The sequence below is a fragment of the Salinicoccus siamensis genome, assembly GCF_055391965.1.
The window spans coordinates 1433922-1458968 of sequence record NZ_AP043765.1 but is presented as its reverse complement, the minus strand read 5'-3'; the positions used below and the strand labels follow the sequence as shown (position 1 = coordinate 1458968).

General features: G+C 46.5%; 22 protein-coding genes. All 22 read left to right on the top strand.

Going from position 1 to position 25047, the window contains the following annotated elements:
• The first annotated feature begins 60 nt into the window (after window positions 1-60).
• The 22 genes from topA (at window position 61) to truB (ending at window position 25040) form a co-directional block, all read left to right on the top strand.
• Window positions 61-2127: a type I DNA topoisomerase gene (topA, locus tag ACZ5LF_RS07520; protein ID WP_380570919.1), complete on the top strand. Its 2067-nt coding sequence runs from the start codon at window positions 61-63 to the stop codon at window positions 2125-2127.
• A 208-nt stretch (window positions 2128-2335) separates the two neighbouring features.
• Window positions 2336-3217: a tyrosine recombinase XerC gene (gene xerC / locus ACZ5LF_RS07515; RefSeq protein WP_380570918.1), complete on the top strand. Its 882-nt coding sequence runs from the start codon at window positions 2336-2338 to the stop codon at window positions 3215-3217.
• 4 nt (window positions 3218-3221) lie between these two features.
• The gene (gene hslV / locus ACZ5LF_RS07510) at window positions 3222-3761 is read left to right on the top strand and encodes an ATP-dependent protease subunit HslV (protein WP_380570917.1); all 540 of its coding nucleotides are present in this window, start codon (window positions 3222-3224) and stop codon (window positions 3759-3761) included.
• 14 nt (window positions 3762-3775) lie between these two features.
• Window positions 3776-5146 carry an ATP-dependent protease ATPase subunit HslU gene (gene hslU / locus ACZ5LF_RS07505; protein ID WP_380570916.1) on the top strand — a complete coding sequence of 457 codons (1371 nt, stop codon included), beginning with the start codon at window positions 3776-3778 and terminating at the stop codon, window positions 5144-5146.
• Window positions 5147-5165: 19 nt separating this feature from the next.
• Window positions 5166-5936 carry a GTP-sensing pleiotropic transcriptional regulator CodY gene (gene codY / locus ACZ5LF_RS07500; RefSeq protein WP_380570915.1) on the top strand — a complete coding sequence of 257 codons (771 nt, stop codon included), beginning with the start codon at window positions 5166-5168 and terminating at the stop codon, window positions 5934-5936.
• Between the two features lie 147 nt (window positions 5937-6083).
• Window positions 6084-6863, top strand: coding sequence for a 30S ribosomal protein S2 (gene rpsB / locus ACZ5LF_RS07495; RefSeq protein ID WP_344701388.1), 780 nt, complete (start codon window positions 6084-6086; stop codon window positions 6861-6863).
• A 110-nt stretch (window positions 6864-6973) separates the two neighbouring features.
• A complete protein-coding gene (gene tsf / locus ACZ5LF_RS07490; RefSeq protein ID WP_380570914.1) occupies window positions 6974-7852 on the top strand; it encodes a translation elongation factor Ts in 879 nt (292 codons plus the stop codon).
• Between the two features lie 68 nt (window positions 7853-7920).
• Window positions 7921-8643: a UMP kinase gene (gene pyrH / locus ACZ5LF_RS07485; RefSeq protein WP_380570913.1), complete on the top strand. Its 723-nt coding sequence runs from the start codon at window positions 7921-7923 to the stop codon at window positions 8641-8643.
• 15 nt (window positions 8644-8658) lie between these two features.
• Complete coding sequence (gene frr, locus ACZ5LF_RS07480; RefSeq protein WP_380570912.1) at window positions 8659-9216, top strand: ribosome recycling factor; 558 nt, start codon at window positions 8659-8661, stop codon at window positions 9214-9216.
• A 131-nt stretch (window positions 9217-9347) separates the two neighbouring features.
• Window positions 9348-10097 (top strand): isoprenyl transferase, encoded by a 750-nt coding sequence (locus ACZ5LF_RS07475; protein WP_380570911.1) that lies wholly within the window; start codon window positions 9348-9350, stop codon window positions 10095-10097.
• A 1-nt stretch (window position 10098) separates the two neighbouring features.
• A complete protein-coding gene (locus ACZ5LF_RS07470) occupies window positions 10099-10887 on the top strand; it encodes a phosphatidate cytidylyltransferase (protein WP_380570909.1) in 789 nt (262 codons plus the stop codon).
• A 22-nt stretch (window positions 10888-10909) separates the two neighbouring features.
• Window positions 10910-12034: a 1-deoxy-D-xylulose-5-phosphate reductoisomerase gene (gene dxr / locus ACZ5LF_RS07465; RefSeq protein ID WP_380570908.1), complete on the top strand. Its 1125-nt coding sequence runs from the start codon at window positions 10910-10912 to the stop codon at window positions 12032-12034.
• A 4-nt stretch (window positions 12035-12038) separates the two neighbouring features.
• Entirely contained in the window at window positions 12039-13322 is a 1284-nt protein-coding gene (gene rseP, locus ACZ5LF_RS07460) for an RIP metalloprotease RseP (protein WP_380570907.1), read from the top strand.
• 11 nt (window positions 13323-13333) lie between these two features.
• Window positions 13334-15022, top strand: a complete 1689-nt coding sequence (locus tag ACZ5LF_RS07455) for a proline--tRNA ligase (RefSeq protein WP_380570906.1) — start codon at window positions 13334-13336, stop codon at window positions 15020-15022.
• A gap of 53 nt (window positions 15023-15075) precedes the next feature.
• Window positions 15076-19359 (top strand): PolC-type DNA polymerase III, encoded by a 4284-nt coding sequence (locus ACZ5LF_RS07450; RefSeq protein WP_380570905.1) that lies wholly within the window; start codon window positions 15076-15078, stop codon window positions 19357-19359.
• A 119-nt stretch (window positions 19360-19478) separates the two neighbouring features.
• Window positions 19479-19946 carry a ribosome maturation factor RimP gene (gene rimP / locus ACZ5LF_RS07445; RefSeq protein WP_344701408.1) on the top strand — a complete coding sequence of 156 codons (468 nt, stop codon included), beginning with the start codon at window positions 19479-19481 and terminating at the stop codon, window positions 19944-19946.
• Between the two features lie 16 nt (window positions 19947-19962).
• The gene (gene nusA, locus ACZ5LF_RS07440) at window positions 19963-21015 is read left to right on the top strand and encodes a transcription termination factor NusA (RefSeq protein WP_380570904.1); all 1053 of its coding nucleotides are present in this window, start codon (window positions 19963-19965) and stop codon (window positions 21013-21015) included.
• A 16-nt stretch (window positions 21016-21031) separates the two neighbouring features.
• Window positions 21032-21316, top strand: a complete 285-nt coding sequence (gene rnpM, locus ACZ5LF_RS07435; RefSeq protein WP_380570903.1) for an RNase P modulator RnpM — start codon at window positions 21032-21034, stop codon at window positions 21314-21316.
• On the top strand, window positions 21313-21621 hold the full coding sequence (locus tag ACZ5LF_RS07430) for a L7Ae/L30e/S12e/Gadd45 family ribosomal protein (protein WP_380570902.1): 309 nt from the start codon (window positions 21313-21315) through the stop codon (window positions 21619-21621). The genes rnpM and ACZ5LF_RS07430 overlap by 4 nt, the downstream gene beginning before the upstream one ends.
• Window positions 21622-21625: 4 nt before the next feature.
• Complete coding sequence (gene infB / locus ACZ5LF_RS07425; protein WP_380570901.1) at window positions 21626-23746, top strand: translation initiation factor IF-2; 2121 nt, start codon at window positions 21626-21628, stop codon at window positions 23744-23746.
• Window positions 23747-23752: 6 nt separating this feature from the next.
• Complete coding sequence (gene rbfA, locus ACZ5LF_RS07420) at window positions 23753-24088, top strand: 30S ribosome-binding factor RbfA (RefSeq protein ID WP_344701417.1); 336 nt, start codon at window positions 23753-23755, stop codon at window positions 24086-24088.
• Between the two features lie 49 nt (window positions 24089-24137).
• Window positions 24138-25040 (top strand): tRNA pseudouridine(55) synthase TruB, encoded by a 903-nt coding sequence (gene truB / locus ACZ5LF_RS07415; RefSeq protein WP_344701419.1) that lies wholly within the window; start codon window positions 24138-24140, stop codon window positions 25038-25040.
• The last annotated feature ends 7 nt before the right edge of the window (window positions 25041-25047 follow it).

Sequence of the window (25047 nt, the reverse complement as noted above, 5' to 3'; positions counted from 1 at the left end):
ACAATTTTAATTCACTGTATTATTTGGATTTGAAAACACAAATAAGGAGGCGGACGGCTTATGGCAGATAATCTGGTAATAGTGGAATCGCCTGCTAAAGCAAAAACAATAGAGAAGTATCTCGGGAAAAGGTATAAAGTCGTTGCGTCCATGGGGCATGTCCGCGATCTGCCCCGCAGTCAGACAGGAATCGATACTGAAAACAATTATGAACCTAAATATATTACGATAAGAGGCAAAGGCCCTCTTCTCAAAGAGTTGAAGAAAGAAGCAAAGAAAGCGAAAAGGATATACTTGGCGAGTGACCCGGACCGTGAAGGCGAAGCCATAGCATGGCACCTCAGTCACGCTTTAGGGGACGATAAGGAATACTACAGGGTAGTGTTCAATGAAATAACTAAAGAAGCCGTCAAAGAAAGTTTCAAGCAGCCTGGGGAAATCAATCAGCAGTTGGTGGATGCCCAGCAGGCCAGGCGTATACTTGACCGCCTTGTGGGCTACAACATCTCTCCAGTCTTATGGAAGAAGGTCAAAAAAGGGTTGTCTGCAGGCCGTGTCCAGTCCGTTGCCCTAAAACTGATCATAGACCGGGAAAACGAAATAAGGAATTTCAAACCGGAGGAATATTGGACGATTACAGGACTCTTCAATTATTCAAAAAGTGATTTTGAAGGAAAGTACAACCGCCTTGAAGACGCCAAGATGAAACTGAAGACGAAAGATGACGTCGAACATGTGTTGAAACAGCTGAAAGGAAACGACTTCACTGTAGAATCTGTACAGAAGAAGGAGAAGAAAAGGAATCCTTCCAAGCCTTTCACTACATCTTCCCTGCAGCAGGAAGCAGCCCGTAAGCTGAACTTTAAGGCACGTAAGACGATGATGGTCGCCCAACAGCTCTACGAAGGAATCGATATTAAAAAAGGAGGCACTGTCGGGCTCATCACCTATATGAGGACAGACTCCACCCGCATCTCGCCGGTCGCCCAGAAGGAAGCCATCGAGTATATCGAAGCGGAGTACGGCAAGGAGTTCATCGGCAAAAAGCCCTCAAAGGCGCAGGCGGAAGGAAGCCAGGACGCCCACGAAGCTGTAAGGCCGACCAGTGCCAACCGGTCTCCAGCCAATATGAAGCAGTACTTATCCAGAGATCAGTATAGGCTCTATAAGCTTATATGGGAGCGTTTCATCGCCAGCATGATGGCACCGGCGATATTGGACACTGTACGCATGGAGATGTCTAATAATGGAGTCATCTTCCGCAGTAACGGTCAGACGATCAAATTCAAAGGATTCATGCAGATCTATATTGAAGGAAATGACGATGGGGAAGAAGAGTTGGAGAACAAGCTGCCGGATATCAAAGAAGGCGAAACGGTCGTTTCAAAAGATATCAAGCCCAATCAGCACTTCACCCAGCCACCCCCTAGGTTTACGGAGGCGCGCCTTGTGAAAACGTTGGAGGAGCAGGGTATAGGGCGCCCTTCAACCTATGCTCCAACCCTCGATACAATCCAGAAACGGAATTACGTCAAAATCGATCAGAAGCGTTTCTTCCCGACTGAACTTGGTGAGATCGTCAATGAATCGGTGACACAATATTTCCCTGATATAATTGAAACCGAGTTTACGCGGACTATGGAAAAGAGCCTAGACGACATCGCGGAAGGCGATGCATCATGGGTGGCAGTCATCGACGAATTCTATAAAAGCTTCGAGCCTCAGGTGGCACGTGCTGATGAAGAAATGGAAAAAATAGAAATAAAAGATGAGCCGGCCGGTGAAGATTGTGAGAAGTGTGGTTCTCCAATGGTCTACAAGATAGGGCGCTATGGTAAGTTTATGGCATGCTCAAATTTCCCCGATTGCCGCAATACGAAAGCAATCGTCAAAGAAATAGGCGTTACCTGCCCTAAATGTGAAAAAGGCCAGGTCGTTGAGCGGAAGTCCAAGAAAAATCGGATATTCTATGGTTGCGACAGATATCCCGAATGTGATTTCATTTCCTGGGACCGCCCGATCGGACGGAATTGTCCAAGGTGCGACCACTATCTGGTAGAGACGAAAAAAGGCAAGACAGCAAAAGTTAAATGTACAAACTGTGACTATGAAGAGAAAGCGGAGTAGATGAATACCCATCTTTGTATGGGTATTTTTCTATGACCTCCATAAAATATTGGAAATATTCGTATTTCTTTGTGCATTTCAAAGGAAAATAGGTTATTATATACTATTGGAGCTACAGACATTGATTGAACGGTGGAATCAGCATAACGCTATCAATTGATGCTGGCGGCTTAATTGTGATAAGATTCTGATAAAAGGGGGTGTGTTCATGTCCCATCTTGAGAAATTCCTTGAACAGCTTCTATATCAGCGTAATTTATCACCACATACTGTAGAGGCATATAGGATAGATATCGCAGAGTTCTTTAAGTTCCTTGATCAGGAAGGACTTGAATATGCTTCTTTCAAGTACATGGATGCAAGAAACTATTTGAATATGCTCTATAAAAAAGGGTTGAGCAAATCCACCGTGTCCCGTAAAATTTCTTCCCTGAGAAGCTTCTATAATTATCTTATGGACAAGGGAGAGCTTTCCGGCAATCCGTTTACGAATCTGCCAAACCCGAAAAAAGAGAAGCATCTTCCAGGATTCATGTATGAAAACGAAATTGAAAAACTATTCGATTCATTGGATAAAGATGCAAAGATGTATGAACGTGACTTGGCGATACTCGAGTTGCTCTACGCAACCGGGATGCGCGCATCTGAACTACTCGGGTTAAAGATTAGTGATATAGATTTCAATCATGGACTTTTGAAGGTGCGGGGCAAAGGGAATAAGGAACGTGTCCTTCCCTTTGGTGAACATGCTGGTGAGGCATTGAAGAATTATGTGGATAAACATAAGGCTGTGATAGAAGCTAATGGAAGACTTTGGGTCAACTACAGGGATGGCCCACTCACCGATCGCGGCTTGCGGTATGCAATCGATATGATGGTGAAGAAGAGCGCGAGTGATTTCCACCTCCATCCCCATAAGATCAGGCACAGTTTTGCAACCCATATGTTGAACAATGGTGCAGATCTAAGGGCGGTCCAGGAGCTTCTGGGGCATGAATCATTATCCACGACACAACAATATACTCATGTTTCCAAAGAACAATTGAGGAGAACTTACTTGAAGCACCATCCAGCGAATCAGAAGAGGTGACAACATGGCAATAAAAGGAACGACGATATTCGGCATCAGTCATAAAGGGAAAATGGCAATGGCCGGTGATGGCCAGGTAACTCTCGGCAACCAGGTCGTCATGAAGCACTCGGCAAGGAAAGTGAGACGGCTTTTCGATGATAAGGTAGTCGCGGGATTTGCAGGGAGTGTGGCTGATGCATTCACATTGTTTGAAAAATTCGAAGCGAATCTCTACGCTTACAATGGCAACCTGACAAGAGCGGCAGTTGAGCTTGCCAAGGAATGGCGCGGCGATAAAATCCTGAGGCAGCTTGAGGCGATGCTTATAGTGATGGATAAGGAAACCATGCTGCTGGTCAGTGGTACAGGCGAAGTCATAGAGCCCGATGACGGCATACTGGCCATAGGCAGCGGCGGTAATTTTGCATTGAGTGCGGGACGCGCAATGAAGAAGCATGGCGACAACCTTGATGCCGAAACAATCGCCCGCGATAGTCTGCTGATCGCCAGTGAAATCTGCGTGTTCACGAATGACCATATAATTGTAGAAACGATAGACTAAAGGAGCGTTTTGAAGTGAAAGATAATCTGACGCCAAGAGAAATAACAAAGCGGCTCGATGAGGATATCATCGGTCAGCATGAAGCAAAGCGCAAAGTGGCAATCGCCATGAGGAACAGGCATCGCCGCATGCAGTTGGACGATTCCCTGAAAGCTGAAGTGGTGCCAAAAAACATCTTGATGATCGGCCCCACCGGTGTCGGCAAGACAGAAATAGCAAGAAGGATGGCAAAGCTCACCGGAGCACCCTTCTCTAAAGTGGAAGCGACAAAATTCACGGAAGTCGGCTATGTTGGCCGCGATGTGGAAAGTATGGTACGTGATCTGGTCGAAGCCAGCGTAAAAATCGTCAAAGAAGAAAAGATGAGGCTCGTGGAGGAAGATGCGGAGAAACTTGCTGAAGAACGTCTGATCACCTTACTTGCCCCCGGCGAAAAAAGGAACAAGCAGAGCTCCAACCCTTTCGAAATGTTCATGAACCAGCAATCGGATGAACCGGCCGAAGAAGTGACCCCTGAAGTCAGGACGAAGCGCATGAACCTGAGGGAGAAGCTCGCAGCAGGCCAACTGGAAGATACCGATGTAACGATTGAAGTGGAGCAGGAACAGAATCCGACGGGGATGATGATGCCTGGTATGGACAATAGTGGCATGCAGGATATGCTGAAGCAGTTCATGCCGAAGAATAAGCATAAAAGAACCATGCCTGTCAGCAAAGCCCGGGGATATCTGAAGCGGCAAGAAGCAGAAAAGATAATCGACACCGACAGTGTGAACGATGAGGCAATCTCCTTGGCAGAAACCATGGGCATCATATTCATCGATGAAATGGATAAGATCGCAAAAGGTGGACAGAATTCAGGCGATGTTTCGCGTGAGGGCGTACAGAGGGATATCTTGCCTATCGTGGAGGGCAGTACGGTTCAGACCAAGTATGGCCCAGTAGCCACAGAACATATCCTTTTCATAGGTGCAGGGGCATTCCATGTGGCAAAACCAAGCGATCTCATACCTGAATTGCAGGGGCGATTCCCGATCCGGGTGGAATTGGATAAACTTAAAACTGAAGATTTCGAGAAGATCTTGAAGGAACCGAAAAGTTCTTTGGTCAAGCAGTATGAAGCATTGCTTGCGACAGAAGGCGTCACGATATCCTTCACTGAAGCAGCCATCCATACGCTTGCCGAAATTGCGTTTGAAGTCAACAGCGGAACCGATGACATCGGGGCGAGGAGGCTCCACACCATATTGGAGACGCTACTGGAAGAACTACTGTTTGAAGCAAGCGGTATGCAGGGGGCCCATGTGGAAATCACAGAGCAATACGTTTTATCGAGACTCGACAACATAAAGTCAGATAAGAATCTGAGCGCATTCATATTATAAATCTAAAGGAGAATCAGCAATGGAGAATTTATTGCAGAAAACACGGGAAATTAACAAACTTATTCAAAGCCAAGAAGGTGTCAAGGTAGATTTCAAGGAAGTATCCGAAAAACTGAGTGGGGTCATTGAATGTAATGTCTTCATCGTCTCGCGTAAAGGCAAGCTTCTTGGATATGGCATCAACCAGAAAATCGAAAATCCAAGAATATACGATATGCTTGAACAGAGAAGGTTCCCGCAAGAATATGTGGACATGATCATGAAGATCAGCGAAACGAAAGAAAACATCAGCTTTGATGATGCGATGACAGTCTTCCCGACTGAAGATTCCTTCCAGGACTCTGAAACATGTATCGTACCAGTATTCGGCGGGGGAGAGCGTCTGGGTACGCTCGTTCTCGGACGCGTAACCGAGAAGTTTGAAACGAGTGATCTCGTATTGGCAGAGTACGCGGGTACAGTGGTCGGCATGGAGATACTCCGTGAAAAGCAGGAAGAAATGGAACAGAAAGCAAGGGATAAGGCAAGCATATCCATGGCGATCCGCTCCCTGTCATATTCTGAGCGCGAAGCTATCGAACACATTTTTGATGAACTCGGCTCCGATGAAGGTCTGCTTGTCGCCTCAAAAGTGGCTGACCGCGTCGGCATCACCCGCTCCGTGATCGTAAATGCACTGCGCAAACTTGAAAGTGCAGGTGTCATAGAGTCAAGATCACTCGGAATGAAAGGGACATTCATCAAAGTTAAAAAAGAGGATTTCCTGCCAGAGCTCAGAAAAGGCAGCTGAATCAAAGTTTGATTTATCGGCTAAAGTATGGTATATTATTTAACGGCTGAAAAAGCCCATTACGCACAGTCCGGTGAAGTGGAAACAGGTGCCTTACGGTCGTTTCCATAGCTGTACTGGAGGAAAAACCAGAGGAGGAAATCAATTATGGCAGTAATTACTATGAAGCAACTGCTCGAAGCTGGTGTGCATTTCGGTCACCAGACGCGCCGTTGGAACCCTAAGATGAAGAGATACATCTTCACGGAAAGAAACGGCATCTATATCATCGACCTGCAAAAGACGGTTAAAAAAGTAGGGGAAGCTTATGAGTTTGTAAAAAGCGTCTCTGAAGAAGGTGGCAAAGTACTATTCGTAGGTACTAAAAAGCAAGCACAGGATTCAATCAAAGAAGAGGCTGAGCGTGCTGGTCAACTTTACGTCAACCAAAGATGGCTCGGTGGTATCCTGACAAACTACAAAACAATATCCAAGCGTATCCGCCGCATCTCTGAAATCGAAAAGATGGAAGAGAATGGTACATTCGATGTACTGCCTAAAAAGGAAGTAGTCGAGTTGCGCAAGGAATATGCACGTCTCATCAAATTCCTTGGTGGTATACGTGAAATGAAAGAGATGCCAAAAGCACTCTTCATCGTTGACCCAAGAAAAGAACGCAATGCGATTGCTGAAGCGAAAAAACTTGGTATCCCTATTGTCGCAATGGTGGATACGAACTGTGATCCGGATGAAATCGACTATGTCATCCCGGCTAACGATGACGCTATCCGTGCAGTAAGGCTCATGACCAGTAAAATGGCTGATGCAGTACTTGAAGGACAACGCGGCGTTTCAGATGATGAGATTGCTGAAGAGCAGAATATCGACATGACAGAAGAAGACTCTGAAGAAACCACTGAAACGGTTGAAGCTGGCGAAAGCAAATAGAGACATGTTCAAACGGTGATAAGTTATTTATTCTTATCACCTTTTTTAAAAGGTGGGAGCCTTTGCCCTAAGGCATAAACTCCCGAATTTAAAGACCAGGAGGATTATAAATGGCTATTACTGCAAAAATGGTTAAAGAACTACGTGAAAGAACAGGTGCTGGCATGATGGACTGCAAGAAAGCACTCCAGGAGACTGACGGCGACATCGATAAAGCAGTAGATTATCTACGCGAAAAAGGTATGTCCAAAGCAGCCAAGAAGGCGGATCGTATCGCGGCTGAAGGCCTTGTACACGTTGCTTCCAAAGGCAACGATGGCGTAATCGTAGAAATCAACTCAGAAACAGACTTTGTTGCACGCAACGAAGAGTTCCAGAAGTTGGTTCAAGATATCGCTGAGCATATTCTGATGACTAAACCACATGATCTCGATGAATTGAACGCGTCAGAGATGAATGGTAAAAAGGTTGACGATGCGATGAAGGAAGCTGTCGCGAAGATTGGTGAAAAACTCACATTGAGAAGATTTGCATTGGCTGAAAAGACAGATAATGATGCATTCGGCGAATATCTTCATATGGGTGGACGCATCGGCGTACTTACGTTGGTTGAAGGTTTTACAGATGTAGAAGCAGCTAAAGATGTAGCGATGCATGCAGCAGCACTGAACCCAAAATATGTTTCCAAGGACGACGTGTCACAAGAAGAGCTCGACCATGAAAGAGAAGTCCTCAAACAACAGGCTCTTAATGAAGGAAAACCTGAAAACATCGTAGATAAGATGGTTGAAGGCAGAATGCGCAAATACCTCGAAGAAATCTGTATCGTGGACCAGCCTTTCGTCAAAGATTCCGATCAGACTGTTGAAGAGTTCCTCAAATCCAAAGGCGGCAAACTTAAAAACTTCATCCGTTTTGAAGTTGGCGAAGGTCTCGAAAAAAGAGAAGAAAACTTTGCTGATGAAGTAATGGGTCAAGTGAATAAGTAAGGAAAAGACACTTCGGTGTCTTTTTTTCTAAATTGATTTCATATAAAAATTAAGTAAGGATGGGACTTATGCCTGAAACTTCCAAATTTAAACGAATCGTATTGAAATTAAGCGGCGAAGCATTGGCTGGAGAAGATGGCTTCGGAATAAATCCGGTGGTCATCAAAAATATTGCAAAGCAAGTTTACGAAGCAAAGGAACTTGGTGTGGAAATCGCTGTAATCGTCGGCGGCGGCAATATATGGAGAGGTAAAGTTGGAAGTGATCTGGGCATGGACCGCGGCACGGCAGACTATATGGGAATGCTCGCTACAGTGATGAATTCCCTGGCGCTCCAGGACAGTCTTGAGCAACTTGAGTGTGAAACACGTGTGCTTACATCAATCGAGATGAAGCAAGTTGCTGAACCATATATCAGAAGAAGGGCAATCAGGCATCTGGAAAAGGGTCGTATCGTCATTTTTGCAGCCGGAATCGGCAACCCATACTTCTCAACAGACACAACAGCGGCACTCAGGGCAGCTGAAGTCGAAGCGGATGTCATATTGATGGGCAAAAATAACGTCGATGGTGTCTACTCTGCAGATCCAAAGACGGATTCAAACGCCCATAAGTACGAAAAGTTGACCTATATGGAAATGCTGCAGGAGAATCTGCAGGTCATGGATGCGACAGCTTCATCCTTCTGTATGGACAATGACATACCACTTGTGGTATTTTCGATTACAGAGCAAGGCAACATTAAACGTGCAGTATCGGGTGAGACCATCGGTACAGAAATTACAAAATAACAGGAGAGAAACCAAATGAGTGAATCGATTCTTAAGGACGCTAAACAAAAGATGGGTAAATCATTGGATAACCTGAACAGGGAACTCGCCACCATCCGTACAGGCCGTGCGAACTCAAACATGCTCGATCGTGTAATGGTGAATTACTATGGTGCGCCGACCCCAGTGAATCAGCTTGCAGGCATCGCTGTGCCGGAAGCAAGGATGCTTACTGTCACGCCTTATGACAAAAGCTCCGTAGATGATGTCCTGAAAGCGATACAACAGGCAGACTTGGGTGTAAATCCGACAAGTGATGGTACAATGATCCGCATCACAGTGCCCCAACTTACAGAAGAGCGCCGTAAAGAATTCGTCAAAGATGCACGCAAGGAAGGCGAGAATGCTAAAGTCGCAATCCGGAATGTAAGGCGTGAAGCAAATGACGAATTGAAGCGTCTTGAAAAAGATGGTGAACTGACTGAGGATGACCTCAGAAGCTACAGTGACGATGTGCAGCAGCTTACAGATAAGCACATTAATGAAATTGATGCCATTTGTGACGAAAAAGAAAAGGATATTATGTCAGTCTAAACCAAATGACATTTTAAGGCAGGAGTTTCCTGCCTATTTTTTTATGCCTCCGATATATGGTAGAATAAATTGATTGAGGACTCTTTATTATAAATGTATACTAATAATTATAATGCTCCAGGAGGATTGTTATGTTTCGTAGGAAGAAGCAAGAAATAAAGACAGAAAAGGGGCTGCCTGAACATATCGCCATCATCATGGATGGAAACGGCAGATATGCCAAACGGAAAAACAAACCAAGAGTGAGCGGCCACTACGAAGGCATGCAGAACGTCAAACGTATAACACGTCATGCTTCCGATTTGGGTATAAAGTATCTCACCCTATATGCTTTTTCCACAGAAAACTGGTCCCGGCCAATCAGTGAGGTCAATTACCTGATGAAGCTGCCAGGTGATTTTCTCGGCACTTTCCTTCCTGAATTAGATGAGAAGAACGTCAGGGTGACGACAATCGGACGTCTTGAATCCCTGCCGGAGCATACGCAGAGAGCCGTTCAGCATGCTGTTGAAAAGACACGTGGCAATACAGGGCTGAACCTGGTTTTTGCGCTGAACTACGGCGGACGCGACGAGCTCCTTGAAGCCTTCAAGTGCATAGGCGCCAAAATAGAAAAAGGGGATGTGTCACCTCAGGATATCACCGCAGAAATGGTAGATGATCATCTGATGACCACTGACATACCCGACCCGGAGATGCTGATTCGCACAAGTGGCGAATATAGGCTGAGCAACTTTTTATTATGGCAGTCATCATACAGCGAATTATTTTTTACAGAAACACTTTGGCCAGAATATTCAGTTGATGAACTAGATCAGATGATTTCACAGTATTGTAGACGTGAGAGACGATTTGGGGGACTTGGCCAAGAGGAGGAGTAACATGAAGACAAGAACCATCACCGCAATCATCGCGTTACTTATATTTGTGCCAATCGTCGTATGGGGGGCTTGGCCACTTCTGATTGCCGTTTTTCTACTTGCCTATACAGCACTTTATGAAATTTTGAAGATGAACCGCATCCACATATTTTCCATACCTGGAATCTTATCCATGGTGGCACTCTTCATCATTATGATGCCCCAGGCATCCTATATGCCACACATATCAGTTTTTCAGGTTGACCTGATCATCGTGATGGCGCTGTTGATGTTGAGTTTTACCGTCATCAGCAAAAACAGATTTTCGTTTGTGGACATGGGTTTTTGCGTGCTCGCTGTAGCTTATGTCGGCATCGGATTCATGTACTTCTATGAGACACGGGAAGCAGGCCTCATCTACATACTCTATGCACTACTCATTGTCTGGGTGACGGATACTGGTGCATATTTATTCGGCAGAGCATTCGGCAGGCGTAAATTATGGCCGCAGATCAGTCCCAATAAGACGATAGAAGGATTTTTGGGAGGTATATTTTGCAGTGTCCTGCTCGGTCTATTGTTTTACTTCATGGGATGGATCGAAGGCGTACAAATTATGCTCTTCCTATTGCTGACGATGATACTCAGTATGTTCGGACAGCTTGGGGATCTGGTCGAATCTGCCCTTAAGAGACATTTTGACGTTAAAGACTCGGGCAGGCTACTTCCGGGACACGGTGGTGTTCTTGATCGCTTCGACAGCTTTATTTTTGTATTGCCTCTTATGAACATACTGCCCCTTATAACTTAAGTATAGAACTGGGTGAAAATAAATGAAGACTATTTCAATATTAGGCGCTACAGGTTCAATAGGGACTCAAGCTTTGGACGTCATCGCCCAAAACCGTGAGCATTTCAAAATCGGTAGTATTTCCGTAGGCGGTAATATAAAAAAGCTTGAAGAAATACTCGAACAGTTTGAACCGAAGCTTGTGAGCGTCAAGGACGATTCCGACAGACGGGGACTGGCACAGAAATATCCACATATCGAGTTCACTTCAGGGGCTGGGGGCCTCATCGAAGTGGTCTCGGATGATTCCGATATGGTTCTGACCGCAATCATGGGAAGCGTTGGTCTGGAACCGACATTGCATGCGATAGAGCAGGGTAAGGACATCGCTTTGGCAAACAAGGAAACGCTTGTTGCAGCCGGCGAAATCGTCATGTCGAAAGCGAAAGCAAAAGGTGTGGCGATTATTCCTATCGATTCTGAGCACTCAGCAGTTTTCCAGTGTCTGCGTGGTGAAAACCTAAGTGAAGTGAAGAAAATCATCCTCACCGCAAGTGGCGGTTCGTTCCGGAATCTGTCCCGAAGCGAATTGTCGGATGTCTCGCTAGAAGATGCACTCAATCATCCCAACTGGTCGATGGGCAAGAAAATCACCATCGATTCAGCGACGATGATGAATAAAGGGCTTGAAGTGATAGAAGCTAAATGGCTTTTTGATGTCGATATCAATCAGATTTCTACGATTCTCCATAAGGAGAGTACCATACACTCTATGGTGGAATTCGTAGATAACAGCATCATGGCACAAATGGGCACACCCGATATGCGGACAGCCATCCAATTTGCATTCAGTCATCCTCGAAGGATGGCGATGGACAACCCGATGGATTTTTCAGCCCTTAGCCAACTGAATTTCAAACCAATGGACCTGGACCGTTTTCGGATGCTTGCCTATGCATATGAAGCGATGGAAGCAGGCGGCACAATGCCGGCAGTAATGAATGCTGCAAATGAATATGCTGTCGGACGCTTTTTAGACGGTGAAATTTCATTTACCGGAATAGAGGAAATCGTCAAATCCCGCATGGATGACCATGCGGTCGTCGCAAATCCCGACCTGGAAACGATTCTGTACTATGATAAATTGTATAAAGCAGATATGAGGTGATTGTATGACCGGCATTTTAGCTTTTATAGTAGTTTTTGGTGTGCTGGTTACAGTTCACGAACTTGGGCACCTCATTTTCGCCAAACGGGCAGGCATAATGTGTCCGGAGTTCGCCATAGGCATGGGGCCTAAAATATTTTCCCACAAATACAATGACACGCTTTATACAGTGCGCCTACTGCCGGTTGGGGGATATGTCAGAATGGCCTCCGATGAAATGGAAGTCAATCCACTCAACGCCGGTATGCGTGTTCAATTAAAGACTGACGGAGAAGACCGCATCAGTCATATAATACTCGATGATAAGCATAACTTCACACAAGTCGAAGAAGTTGAAGTCATCCAGTCGGACATCACCAAAGAAATGTTCATTAAGGCTATACGTCTACATGACGGAGAAGAAGTCGTCTATACATTTTCTGATGAGGCATATTTTGTACAGAATTCCGAATTGGAGCGCATTGCTCCGAGAGCCGCGAGGTTCGAGTCCAAATCGGTGGGGCATCGCCTGATGACTTTGGCGGCGGGGCCTTTGATGAACTTCGTATTGGCTTTTGCATTGTTCACAGTGTTGTTCTACATCAATGGCAAGCCAGTGGAAGAGGCTGTCGTAGGCTTTGTTGCAGAAGATACACCGGCTGAAGAAGCGGGCTTGAAATCAGGTGATCATCTTGAAACGATCAACGGTCAGGAAGTGGACAGTTGGGAGCACATGTCGACCATTATCCAACAAGAAGGCGAAACCGAACTCGACATAACAGTTGTGAACGATGGTGAATCACGCACTGTTGAAATGACACCGATAGTTGAAAAGACGGAACTTCCAGATGGTGAAACGAGGGAAAGGCTGGTCATCGGGATAGGGGCCGAGATGGAGCGCGGCGTGATATCTCCAATATTGTGGGGCGCCGAGCAGACATACGAAATGGGGACGCTTATATTCACGCTTGTAGTGCAGATGTTCATCAGTATTGCTGACGGGACCTTCTCCTTCGATATGCTGAACGGACCGGTCGGCATATATAAAGTGACTGAAGATGTAGCAGCCCAAGGCCTGATGACACTCATGCGCTTCACTGCGATACTGAGTGTCAACCTGGGTATAATGAACCTGCTGCCGATACCCGCATTGGATGGAGGACGGATATTATTCGTACTATATGAAGGGATATTCAAAAAACCTCTGAACAGGAGAGTTGAACTGAACATTCAGTTGATTGGTGTACTATTCTTGCTGATCGTAATGGTATTAGTAACTTGGAATGACATAAAAACATTTTTCCTTTAGGAGTGAAGTGAATGAGACAATCTAGAATGTTTATACCAACAATGCGCGAAACCCCGCAAGATGCAGATAGCCTGAGCCATCGCCTGATGCTCAAGGCTGGCATGATCAAGCAGATGGCCAGCGGCGTATACACGTATCTGCCTATAACGAAACTGGTATTGAACAACATCGAGCAGATCGTCAGAGAAGAGATGAATGCCATCGAAGGTGTAGAGATACACATGCCTGTACTGCATCCGAAGGAGCTTTGGCAGGAATCAGGCCGATGGGAAGCGTACGGCAGTGAGCTTATGCGGCTCGAAGACCGCCATGGTCGTGAATTTGCCCTTGGGCCTACGCACGAAGAGATTGTAACTGCTCTGTTGCGTGATGAGCTTAAAAGCTATAAAAAACTTCCTCTTACAGTCTTTCAGATCCAGACGAAGTTCAGGGATGAACTGCGTCCAAGGTACGGCCTGTTGCGCGGACGTGAATTCATTATGAAGGACGCCTATTCATTCCACAGTAATGAAGACTCCCTGGACGAGAAATATCAGGACATGTATATGGCCTATTCCAAGATTTTTTCTCGGGTAGGACTTAATTACCGTGCTGTAGAGGCAGACTCAGGTGCGATAGGGGGCAGCCATACCCATGAATTCATGGCGCTCGCAGACATCGGGGAGGACACGATTGTCTATACCGAGGAAAGCAACTATGCGGCCAATATAGAAAAAGCAGGATGCCCGATACCAGAGGCAAAAACAGTGGAAAGCACTAGGGAAATCGAAAAGGTGGCGACGCCTGAAGTCAAGACATGTAGCGCTTTAGCTGATTTCCTTGATATCAAGCTTGAGGAGACCACTAAAACGATGATCATGAAGATCGATGAGCGGTACGTCATGATACTGCTCAGGGGAGATCACGAGTTGAATGATGTCAAAGTCAAGACTCATTTCGCCACAGATGATATACGCTTTGCGACGGACGAAGAAATTAAGGGCTTGATGCAGGCGGATCCCGGCAGTCTGGGTCCTGTGGATGCAGAGATTGAAGTCTACCTTGACCATCAGGTGAAGAACATGCAGGATTATCCGACTGGTGCAAATGAAAGTGGATATCATTTCATCAACGTCAACCATAAGCGCGACTTTGAGATTGGCGGTTATGGTGATTTCCGCTTCATTATTGAAGGGGAAATGGCTCAGGATGGCAGTGGACCGGTGAAGTTCATGAAGGGTATAGAAGTGGGCCAAGTATTCAAATTGGGCACAAAATATTCCGAAGCGATGAACTTGAATGTGTTGGATGAGAATGGACGCAGTACACCCGTGCTCATGGGATGCTACGGCGTCGGGATTTCCAGGACCTTGTCGGCGATTGTTGAGAGCCACCATGATGAGCGCGGCATCATCTGGCCTAAGTCGGTGACGCCGTTCGATGTGCACATTGTCACTCCAAACCCTAAAGATAAAGAGGCTGAAGCAATCGCAGAAGAACTGTATACAACACTTGGTGCTGACTACCGGGTGCTGTACGACGACCGTAAAGAACGTGCCGGAGTCAAGTTTGCAGATTCCGACCTGATCGGTCTGCCGTTTAGGGTAGTAGTGGGACGCGGCGCGAAAGAAGGCATTGTAGAAATCAAACCGAGAAGCAGTGATGCATCCATCAATCTGCCGGTGGGCGAACTGAAACAGTATCTTGAAGATAATTATTAACAGGGGGAGCGCGTAAATCATCGATTTACGCGCTCTTTACAGGAGTGTTGTAAGTGAAGGGAAAAGATCAGTTTAACATTTTGCTGAAGCAGGCGGGGATCAGTGGAAATGATAATTATTTATCTACAGGAACCCTAAAGAAAGTAGTGTCAAATGATGCTGAAAGAGTCTGGGAGTTCCATATCCATTTTGAAGAAATGATACCTGTCGCGCTCAGGAACATGATGGAAAAGAGCATAGAAACAGCTTTTTCCAATATAGCACGGACCCAATTGATCATCACGGCAGATCATTATACAGATAAAGATATAATCGATTACCTTGAATATGCGCTTGATTCCATCGGGATCAATCAGAACATCAAGTTCCAGCTGCTTAATTGTGACAAACAACTCAGCGACGGGACATTGATTTTTTCTGTCCAGAATGACATTGAAGTGGCCCATTTCAATAAAAACATAAATGGTAACCTGAAGAACGCCTATGTTGCCTGCGGCATGCCTATAGAAGGGATTGAATTCCAAAAGGATGCAGAACTTGATTCGAGTCGGCGGACACAGCTTGAAGAACGCCTCAGAGAAGAGAAGACTGAATTGGTGCAGGGCTTCATAGAACAGCAGAAACATTTTGAAACGGATATGAAGAAGAAGCAGGAAGAGACCATAAAGCAGATCGGCAAAGCAATCACCATGAAAGACATCAGGCCGCTTGAAACAGTTGTCGAAGAAGAGTTCAATGTAAAAATTGAAGGCGTCATATTCGATAAGGAGGTACGTGAACTCCGGACAGGCCGTAAAATCCTCCAGTTGAAGCTTACCGATTATACGGACTCCATCGCCGCCAAAATGTTCTCGAGGCACGGCAAGGAAGATGAAGCAGTTTTTGAGGCGTTGGATAAAAATGATTGGGTGCTCATTGAAGGTAATGTCGAATACGACGAATTTTCCAAAGATATGGTGCTTATGATCCGCAGTTTGAATGTCTTCAATAAGCCGGAGAAAAAGGACGGCAGCACTGATAAGAGGGTAGAGCTCCACCTCCACTCTGAAATGAGCCAGATGGATGGGTTGAGGAATATCGGGGAATATGTAGAGCGGGCAAAAGATTATGGTCATACAGCGATTGCCGTTACTGACCACAATAATGTGCAGGCTTTCCCCGACGCCTATTATGCCGCAAAAGCCAACGGATTGAAGATGATTTATGGGATGGAAGGGTTGCTCGTCGACGATGGGGCAGCAATTGCGTATAAACCGCAGGACATAGTACTCGATCAACATGAATATGTCGTATTCGACGTCGAGACGACCGGCCTGTCCTCCAAGTATGACCGCATCATCGAACTTGCAGGGGTAAAAGTCAAAAATGGCGAAATCATAGACCGTTTCGAAAGATTCAGCAACCCCAATGAACCGCTCACTGAGACCATCAAGGAAATCACCGGCATTACTGATGATATGCTGCAGGATGCGCCACCAATTTCAGAAGTGATCACCGATTTCAAGGAATGGGTGGGGGATGCGATATTCGTCGCCCATAACGCAAGCTTCGACATGGGCTTTATAGAGGCTGCATACAGTAAAGAGGGGCTTGCTCCATATACTAATGGCGTCATCGATACGCTTGAACTATCCCGTTCCATAAACAAGGACTTCAAGAAGCACGGTCTGAATATACTCGCCAAACGGTATAATGTCGAACTGACACAACACCACCGTGCAATATATGACGCCGAAGCGACCGCCTATATATTCATCAAGATGTTATCGCAGCTTAAAAAGGCAGGTATAGAGAATCATAACCACATCAATGAAAAGTTAGCGGATCAGGATTCCTATAAACGCGCGATGCCGACCCACGTAACGATCCTTGTAAAAAACCAGGAAGGTCTCAAAAATTTATTCAAGATAGTATCGCAGTCTTTGACAGATAACTTCTACAAAACGCCACGCATCAGGAAACAGTTATTGGACAAATATCGGAGTGGTCTGCTCATCGGTAGTGCATGTGATTCAGGTGAAGTGTTCACTGCCATGATGCAGAAGTCATACGAGGCGGCAAAGAAGGTAGCGCGTTTCTATGATTATCTCGAGATATTTCCTAAAGCACTCTACAGCAGGCTGTTGGAGCGTGAAATCGTCCGCAGTGAGGCGACTTTGGAAGAAATCATCGAAAACATCATCAGATTGGGTAACGAGCTTGATAAACCTGTAGTAGCCACCGGCAATACCCATTACCTGGATGAGTCGGATAAGTTGTGCCGCGATATCCTAGTGAAGAGCAACCCTGGAAATCCGTTATCGAGAGGTAACTTGCCTGATGCGCATTTCAGGACTACAGACGAAATGCTGGATGCATTCTCATTCCTTGAAGAGGCGGTGAAGCGGGAGGTTGTCATTGACGCACCAAACCGGATTGCCGATAGTATAGAAGAAGTGGTGCCCATCAAAGATAAGCTCTACACCCCGAACATAGAAGGGGCCAACGATCAAATCCGGGAACTCAGCTACAGCAATGCCCGCGCCCTATACGGTGAGGAATTGCCGGAGATCGTTACAGATCGCCTTGAGAAAGAACTGGACAGCATCATCGGAAACGGTTTTGCCGTCATCTACCTCATCAGCCAGAAACTCGTCAAGAAGTCACTTGAAGACGGTTATCTGGTCGGTTCACGCGGTTCAGTCGGTTCCAGTTTTGTCGCCACGATGACGGAAATCACTGAAGTGAACCCACTGCCACCGCACTATGTCTGCCCTAACTGCCGGACGAGTGAATTTTTTGTGGATGGCAGTGTAAGTTCTGGCTATGACCTGCCTGATAAATCTTGTGACACCTGCAATTCTCCCTTGATAAAAGAGGGGCAGGATATTCCATTTGAAACTTTCCTTGGATTCAAGGGGGATAAGGTTCCGGATATCGACTTGAACTTCAGTGGGGATTACCAGCCTGTGGCCCACAACTATACTAAGGAACTATTTGGCGAAGACAAAGTGTTCAGGGCAGGCACCATCGGTACAGTTGCGGAGAAGACGGCGTTCGGTTATGTCAAAGGCTATATGAACGATAATGGCCTCCATCGGAGGGGGGCTGAAATCGATCGGCTCGTATTGGGATGCAGCGGTGTGAAGCGGACGACCGGACAGCATCCAGGTGGCATCATCGTCGTTCCGGATTACATGGATATATATGATTTTACGCCAATACAGTACCCGGCTGACGATGTGGAATCGGAATGGAAGACCACGCACTTCGACTTCCATTCGATCCACGACAACCTCCTAAAGCTGGATATTCTGGGCCATGATGATCCGACCATGATACGCATGCTTCAGGACCTATCCGGCATCGATCCGAAGACGGTGCCCGTCGACGATGAAGAAACGATGTCACTATTCAATTCACCGGATGCGCTCGGTGTTTCTGAAGAAGATATCCTGTGTCGTACAGGGACGCTTGGTGTGCCTGAATTCGGTACTGGTTTCGTACGCCAGATGCTTGAGGATACAAGACCTTCAACATTCAGTGAACTCGTCCAGATATCCGGGCTATCCCACGGTACAGACGTGTGGCTCGGCAATGCGCAAGAGCTGATCAGAAACGGTACATGTGACTTGAAAAACGTCATCGGGTGCCGTGATGACATCATGGTCTATCTGATGTATCAGGGACTTGAGCCTTCTCTCGCCTTCAATATCATGGAGAAGGTGCGTAAAGGTAAAGGCCTGACCGAGGAGCATGAAACAGCGATGAAGGAACAGGGCGTGCCCGAGTGGTACATCAGCTCCTGCAAGAAGATCAAATACATGTTCCCGAAAGCACACGCCTCCGCCTATGTTCTGATGGCGGTCAGGATCGCCTACTTTAAAGTGCACCACCCCCTTTATTATTACGCGAGCTACTTTACAGTCCGTGCTTCGGACTTCGATTTGCTGACGATGGTCAAGGATGGTACGACAATCAGGCATAACGTCAAGGAAATGAATCAGAGGTTCCAGGAGCTCAGCAAAAAGGAAAAAGATACACTGGTGGTTCTTGAAATCACCAATGAGATGGTGCAGCGTGGCTACAAGATAAAACCGGTAAGCGTCGAGAAGTCGGATAGCTTTGAGTTCAAGATCGAAGACAACGCACTGATTCCGCCATTCATAGCTGTGCCGGGACTTGGTGCCGGAGTGGCAAAACGCATTGTGGAAGCGCGCGAGGACGAACCGTTCATCTCGAAAGAAGATTTGAATAAACGGGCTGGCGTGTCCCAGAAAGTAGTCGATTACCTGACTGAATTGGGCAGTCTCGACCATCTGCCGGACAAGGCACAGTTGTCGATTTTTGATATGTAGACTCAAGTTGCAGGCTAAAATGCACTGTGGTATAATAGCTATGATATTAAATACCACGTTACGCGGAGAAGAACGGGCTAGCCCGTTCTTCTCTTAGTTTTGAAGGAGGGGAATGGGCAGTGAATCGCACTGAAAAGAATGTATTGGAGCATGCTCGACCAGTGGTTGTGGAGATGGGGTACAAACTCATTGAAGTGGAGTATGTCAAAGAAGGGAAGGACTACTTTCTGAGACTCTACCTTGATAAGAAAGGCGGCATCACCCTTGAGGATTGCGCCCAGGTGAGTGAAGTATTGAGTGAAAAACTTGATGAATGGGAAATTATCCAAGGGGGGTATTTCCTTGATGTCTCGTCACCAGGTGCAGAGCGCCCGATCGAGGATGACGAAGATCTAGAAATGACGCTGGAGCAGGGTATCTATGTAAAGACCTACCAGCAGATCGACGGAGAGAAGGAATGGACTGGAATATTGAAGGCCTATGATCCGACTTCCGTGACGATAGAATATAAAGTTAAAACACGTAAGAAAACAGTGACAATAGACCGAAGCAAGATCGCAACAATTCGAAAAGCGGTAATATTATGATTGGAGGCGCTTATTAGTGAACCAGGAGTTATTGAATGCGATAGACTACCTCGAGAAGGAAAAAAGCATTCCAAGGGAAGTGCTGGTAGAAACCATCGAGGCAGCGCTTTTGACAGCGTATAAAAAGAATTACTCCCAGCATAGGAATGTTAAAGTCGACCTGAATATGGATAACGGTACATATATAGTGGTATCCAGAAAAGATGTTGTGGAGGAGGTTGAAGACCCGACCGGGGAAATTGACCTTGAAACAGCCCGCACCGTTAATCCGGCATATGAGGTCGGCGATCCTTATGATGAGGACGTCACGCCGAAGGATTTCAATAGGGTGGGCGCCCAAGCCGCCAAGCAGGCGGTCATGCAGCGCCTGCGGGATGCTGAACGCGGCATCCTCTATAATGAATTCATCGATAAGGAAGATGAAGTGTTAACGGGTCTGATCGACCGTGTGGACCATCGTTTCGTCCACATACAGTTGGGCAGGACTGATGCAGTTTTGAGTGAATCCGAAAGGATGCCGAATGAGTCCTATCGTCCGAACGACAGGATTAAAGTCTACGTGAATAAAGTCGAACAGACTACCAAGGGACCACAGATCTTCGTTTCACGGACCCATCCGAACCTCCTGAAACGGCTGTTTGAGAAAGAAGTGCCAGAAATTTACGACGGCACAGTCGAAATCACCAGTGTAGCCAGGGAAGCCGGGGAACGTTCCAAAATAAGCGTTTACGCGAAGAACCCGGATGTCGATGCTGTAGGTTCGTGTGTAGGCGCCCGGGGAGCACGTGTCGAAGCAATCGTCAATGAACTTTCAGGCGAAAAGATCGACATCGTCCTATGGGATGAAGACCCGAAAGTATTTGTCAAAAATGCGCTCAGCCCTTCGCAGGTGATCGATGTAGTGGTCGACGAAGAGAATCAATCGACGATGGTCATCGTACCGGATAATCAACTTTCCCTGGCGATAGGCAAGCGTGGACAGAACGCACGTCTTGCAGCTAAACTTACAGGATGGAAAATTGATATCAAAAGTGAATCAGATGCCAGTGAAGAGGGCATCCTAGAATAGATGACGGGTGATTGTTATGAAAAGGAAAATACCTCTTAGAAAATGTATCCTGACCAATGAAATGCATCCAAAAAAAGAGTTATTACGGATTGTTTCGACCAAAGAAGGCGAAGTATTCGTCGATCCGAGCGGCAAGAAGAATGGCCGTGGCAGCTATGTAGTGAAAAACCTTGAAGCTGTCGAAAAAGCCAGGGAAAAAGAAGTGCTGGAAAACAGGCTCGGCTTTGACAAGGAAACGCTTGCCCCAATCTATGATGAAATCATCCGGCTCATCTACAGGGAGGACATCCCTAAACGATGACGGACAAGCTATTGAATATGCTGGGTTTGGCAAAGCGTGCCGGGAAACTGACGGCGGGCGAGGAAAAGACGCTGGAAAACATCCGTTCCAAAAAAGCTGCAGTGGTCTTCCTCGCTGCTGATGCTGGCGCAAACACAAGGAAAAAGATCCACGATAAGTGCAGGACATATGATATACCGCTGATCGATCATTACACCAATGAGTCCTTGAGCAACGCAACAGGTGCAGCCAACAGAGTTGTACTTTCAGTGACAGATCCAGGCTTCGGCAGAAAGATGTTGGAGCTTAAAGAGAAAGGAAAGTGATTCAATGAGTAAAATCAGAATTTACGAATACGCGAAGGCGCATGGAGTCGCAAGTAAAGTAATAATCGAATTCCTCCAGGCAAGAGGAATTGAAGTGAATAGCCATATGAAATCTCTTGAAGATAATGAAGTAGAAGTGCTCGATAAAGAATTCGGCAAAGCAAAAGGTGCGGAAACGAAAAAAGCAGAAGAGCCTAAAAAGGATGCAAAAGCATCTACACAGAAAAAAGAGCAGGGCAATAGAAATAAGCCGCGTGAAAATAAACCGAACCAAAGGCAACAGAGGAATAGGGCGCCCGGCATACATGGCGGTAAAAGGCGGAAACAGAATAAGCCGAACGCCAAGCAGCCTGAGCCCCAACCAAAAAAAGAACTGCCTAAAGAGTTCAAGTACCAGGAAGGCATCACGGTTGGCGAACTTGCCGAGAAAATTGGCGTAGACGCATCTAAAATCGTTAAAGACCTCTTCATGGTCGGTGTCGTAACAAACATCAATCAGGCCCTGGATAATGAATCCGTTGAGCTGATAGCAAGTGAACATGGATTCACTGCGGAGTTGGAAGTGGTCGTAGACAATACGGACCTTGAAAACTATTTCGATCTTGAAGGCGAAGAATTGACTGAGGAACGCCCAAGCGTTGTTACGATAATGGGCCACGTCGACCATGGCAAAACGACATTGCTCGACTCCATCCGCCACACTAAAGTGACAGCCGGAGAAGCCGGGGGCATCACCCAGCATATCGGTGCCTATCAGATTGAATCAGGCGGCAAGAAAATTACGTTCCTCGATACGCCTGGTCACGCAGCGTTCACAACCATGCGTGCACGCGGTGCTCAAGTCACGGACATCACAATCCTTGTCGTAGCAGCTGATGATGGTGTCATGCCCCAGACTATTGAAGCCATCAACCATGCTAAAGCAGCTGAAGTGCCAATCATCGTGGCAGTCAATAAAGTCGATAAGCCAACGGCCAACCCGGACCGTGTCATGACGGAACTTGGTGAATATGGCCTTTATCCTGAAGATTGGGGCGGTGACACGATTTTCGTTCCTCTATCCGCCCTAAGCGGTGACGGCATCGAAGACCTTCTTGAAATGATTACCCTAGTCGGAGAAGTATCCGAACTTAAGACAACAAGTGACCGTCCAGCCATCGGCACTGTAATTGAAGCTGAACTGGATAAGTCAAGAGGCCCTGCGGCTTCCCTGTTGGTCCAGCACGGGACACTCAAAGTCGGTGATTCACTTGTCGTCGGCAGCACTTTCGGTAAAGTCAGAGCCATGGTTGATGACCTTGGCCGGCGCATCCAGGAAGCGGGCCCTTCGACACCTGTTGAAATCACTGGACTCAACGACGTACCGGAGGCTGGCGACCGCTTTGTAGTCTTCAAAGACGACAAGACTGCGCGCAGCATCGGAGAGGCGCGCAGTGAAGAGAAGGTCATGAATGATCGCGAACAGACTTCAAAAGTAAGCCTTGAAAATCTGTTCGAACAGATGAAAGAAGGGGAGATGAAAGATCTCAACCTCATCATCAAAGGAGATGTGCAAGGTTCCGTGGAAGCACTGAGCGCTTCATTGATGAAAATTGATGTCGAAGGCGTCAATGTCCGCATCATCCATACAGGGGTTGGGGCAATCAATGAATCTGACGTCACCTTGGCTTCAGCTTCAAACGCCATCATCATCGGTTTCAATGTGCGCCCTGATGTCAATGCCAAGAAAGCGGCAGATCAGGAAAAAGTGGATCTCAGATTGCACCGCGTCATCTACAGTGTCATTGAAGAAATCGAAACTGCGATGAAAGGCCTGCTTGACCCGATCTTTGAAGAAAAAGTCATCGGCAATGTCGAAGTCCGTCAAACATTCAAAGTATCCAAAGTGGGTACGATTGCAGGGTCATACGTCACTGACGGTAAAATCACCCGCGATTCAGGTGTAAGAGTCATCAGAGAGGGTATAGTGGTCCATGAAGGCGAATTGGATACCCTCAAGCGTTATAAAGATGATGCCAAGGAAGTGACTGCAGGTTACGAATGCGGCATTACGATCAAGAATTTCAACGACCTTAAAGAGGGAGACCAGATCGAACCTTATATCATGGTTGAAATTGAAAGGTGATAACTTATGTCTAACAGACAAGAGCGAGTGGCTGAAGAAGTCAAGAAAGTCGTGAGCGAAGCGCTCCGGACGAAGGTTGCTGACCCGGATATAGGGATGGTGACGGTGACAGATGTTGAACTGACCAAAGAGATGGAAGTTGCGACTGTATACTTCACCTCACTCAACGATGACCGGGAAGCAGTACAGGCTGCACTCGGCCGGGCCAAAGGCCTGATCCGTTCGGAAGTGGCTAAGGAAATACCCATACGGAAGGCTCCTGAACTGGAGTTCAAGTATGATACTTCCATCGAGTATGGCAGCAAGATAGATGCACTGCTTAATGAAATAAAAGACAAATAAAACCTGGGGCCCCCCAGGTTTTTATTTATATACGGAGGTCTATACAACAATGCATGGTGTAATCCCGGTAAATAAGGACAAAGGACTGACCAGCCATGATGTGGTGATGCGTATGCGCAGAATCCTCGGCATGAAGAAAGTAGGACATACAGGGACGCTCGACCCTGAAGTGACTGGAGTGTTGCCCATCGTCGTCGGTGAGGGCACAAAACTGACTGAATACTTGCAGACAAAGAAAAAAAGCTACCGTGCGCGTGTGACTTTGGGCTATTCGACAGATACTGAAGATCAGACGGGACAGGTGGAGAACCGCAACGTGACTGACGGCATTACTGATGCAATGATCGATGAAGCGATAGTGACTTTCCAAGGAGATTATACGCAACGGGTGCCCAGGTATGCATCTGTCAAAATAAACGGAAAGAAACTGTATGAGTATGCACGTCAAGGCATAGAAGTGGAAAGGCCGTTAAGGACCGTCAGCATCTTTCAGATTTCACGTATAGGAACTATCGAGAGGGATAGTGGTCTCATCCACTTCGATATTGATGTAACGTGTTCGAAGGGGACCTATATACGTACATTGGCAGTAGACATTGGGAGAAGTCTCGAAACAGCGGCCCATATGTCTGCTCTGATCAGAACGGAATCATGCGGTATCACTTTGAATCAATCTGCAACCCTAGAGGAATTGAAGTCAGGGGATGCCGCAGCACATCTCATTCCAATCCGGAAGTTGATAGAAGAATTGCCGACTGTAGATATAGAAGATGAAAATTTCCTGAAAAAAATCCTGAATGGGCAAAAGGTGTATAAATCTGCTATTATGGAAATGGTAGAAGACAGGACTGACAAGGTTGTCTTCAGAAATGAAGGCAAAGTTATCGGCATCTACCATGACCATCCTGAAAAACAGGAAATGATGAAACCCTACAAAATGTTCAATTTATAAGAGGCGA

What these genes read in the sequence shown, in the direction of transcription:
- codY (WP_380570915.1), top strand. Translation starts at nt 5,166, where the DNA reads ATGGAGAATTTATTGCAGAAAACACGGGAAATTAACAAACTTATTCAA.
- topA (WP_380570919.1), top strand. Translation starts at nt 61, where the DNA reads ATGGCAGATAATCTGGTAATAGTGGAATCGCCTGCTAAAGCAAAAACA.
- rnpM (WP_380570903.1), top strand. Translation starts at nt 21,032, where the DNA reads ATGAAAAGGAAAATACCTCTTAGAAAATGTATCCTGACCAATGAAATG.
- frr (WP_380570912.1), top strand. Translation starts at nt 8,659, where the DNA reads ATGAGTGAATCGATTCTTAAGGACGCTAAACAAAAGATGGGTAAATCA.
- truB (WP_344701419.1), top strand. Translation starts at nt 24,138, where the DNA reads ATGCATGGTGTAATCCCGGTAAATAAGGACAAAGGACTGACCAGCCAT.
- xerC (WP_380570918.1), top strand. Translation starts at nt 2,336, where the DNA reads ATGTCCCATCTTGAGAAATTCCTTGAACAGCTTCTATATCAGCGTAAT.
- ACZ5LF_RS07430 (WP_380570902.1), top strand. Translation starts at nt 21,313, where the DNA reads ATGACGGACAAGCTATTGAATATGCTGGGTTTGGCAAAGCGTGCCGGG.
- ACZ5LF_RS07475 (WP_380570911.1), top strand. Translation starts at nt 9,348, where the DNA reads ATGTTTCGTAGGAAGAAGCAAGAAATAAAGACAGAAAAGGGGCTGCCT.
- ACZ5LF_RS07455 (WP_380570906.1), top strand. Translation starts at nt 13,334, where the DNA reads ATGAGACAATCTAGAATGTTTATACCAACAATGCGCGAAACCCCGCAA.
- pyrH (WP_380570913.1), top strand. Translation starts at nt 7,921, where the DNA reads ATGCCTGAAACTTCCAAATTTAAACGAATCGTATTGAAATTAAGCGGC.
- rseP (WP_380570907.1), top strand. Translation starts at nt 12,039, where the DNA reads ATGACCGGCATTTTAGCTTTTATAGTAGTTTTTGGTGTGCTGGTTACA.
- ACZ5LF_RS07470 (WP_380570909.1), top strand. Translation starts at nt 10,099, where the DNA reads ATGAAGACAAGAACCATCACCGCAATCATCGCGTTACTTATATTTGTG.
- rbfA (WP_344701417.1), top strand. Translation starts at nt 23,753, where the DNA reads ATGTCTAACAGACAAGAGCGAGTGGCTGAAGAAGTCAAGAAAGTCGTG.
- hslV (WP_380570917.1), top strand. Translation starts at nt 3,222, where the DNA reads ATGGCAATAAAAGGAACGACGATATTCGGCATCAGTCATAAAGGGAAA.
- dxr (WP_380570908.1), top strand. Translation starts at nt 10,910, where the DNA reads ATGAAGACTATTTCAATATTAGGCGCTACAGGTTCAATAGGGACTCAA.
- tsf (WP_380570914.1), top strand. Translation starts at nt 6,974, where the DNA reads ATGGCTATTACTGCAAAAATGGTTAAAGAACTACGTGAAAGAACAGGT.
- infB (WP_380570901.1), top strand. Translation starts at nt 21,626, where the DNA reads ATGAGTAAAATCAGAATTTACGAATACGCGAAGGCGCATGGAGTCGCA.
- rpsB (WP_344701388.1), top strand. Translation starts at nt 6,084, where the DNA reads ATGGCAGTAATTACTATGAAGCAACTGCTCGAAGCTGGTGTGCATTTC.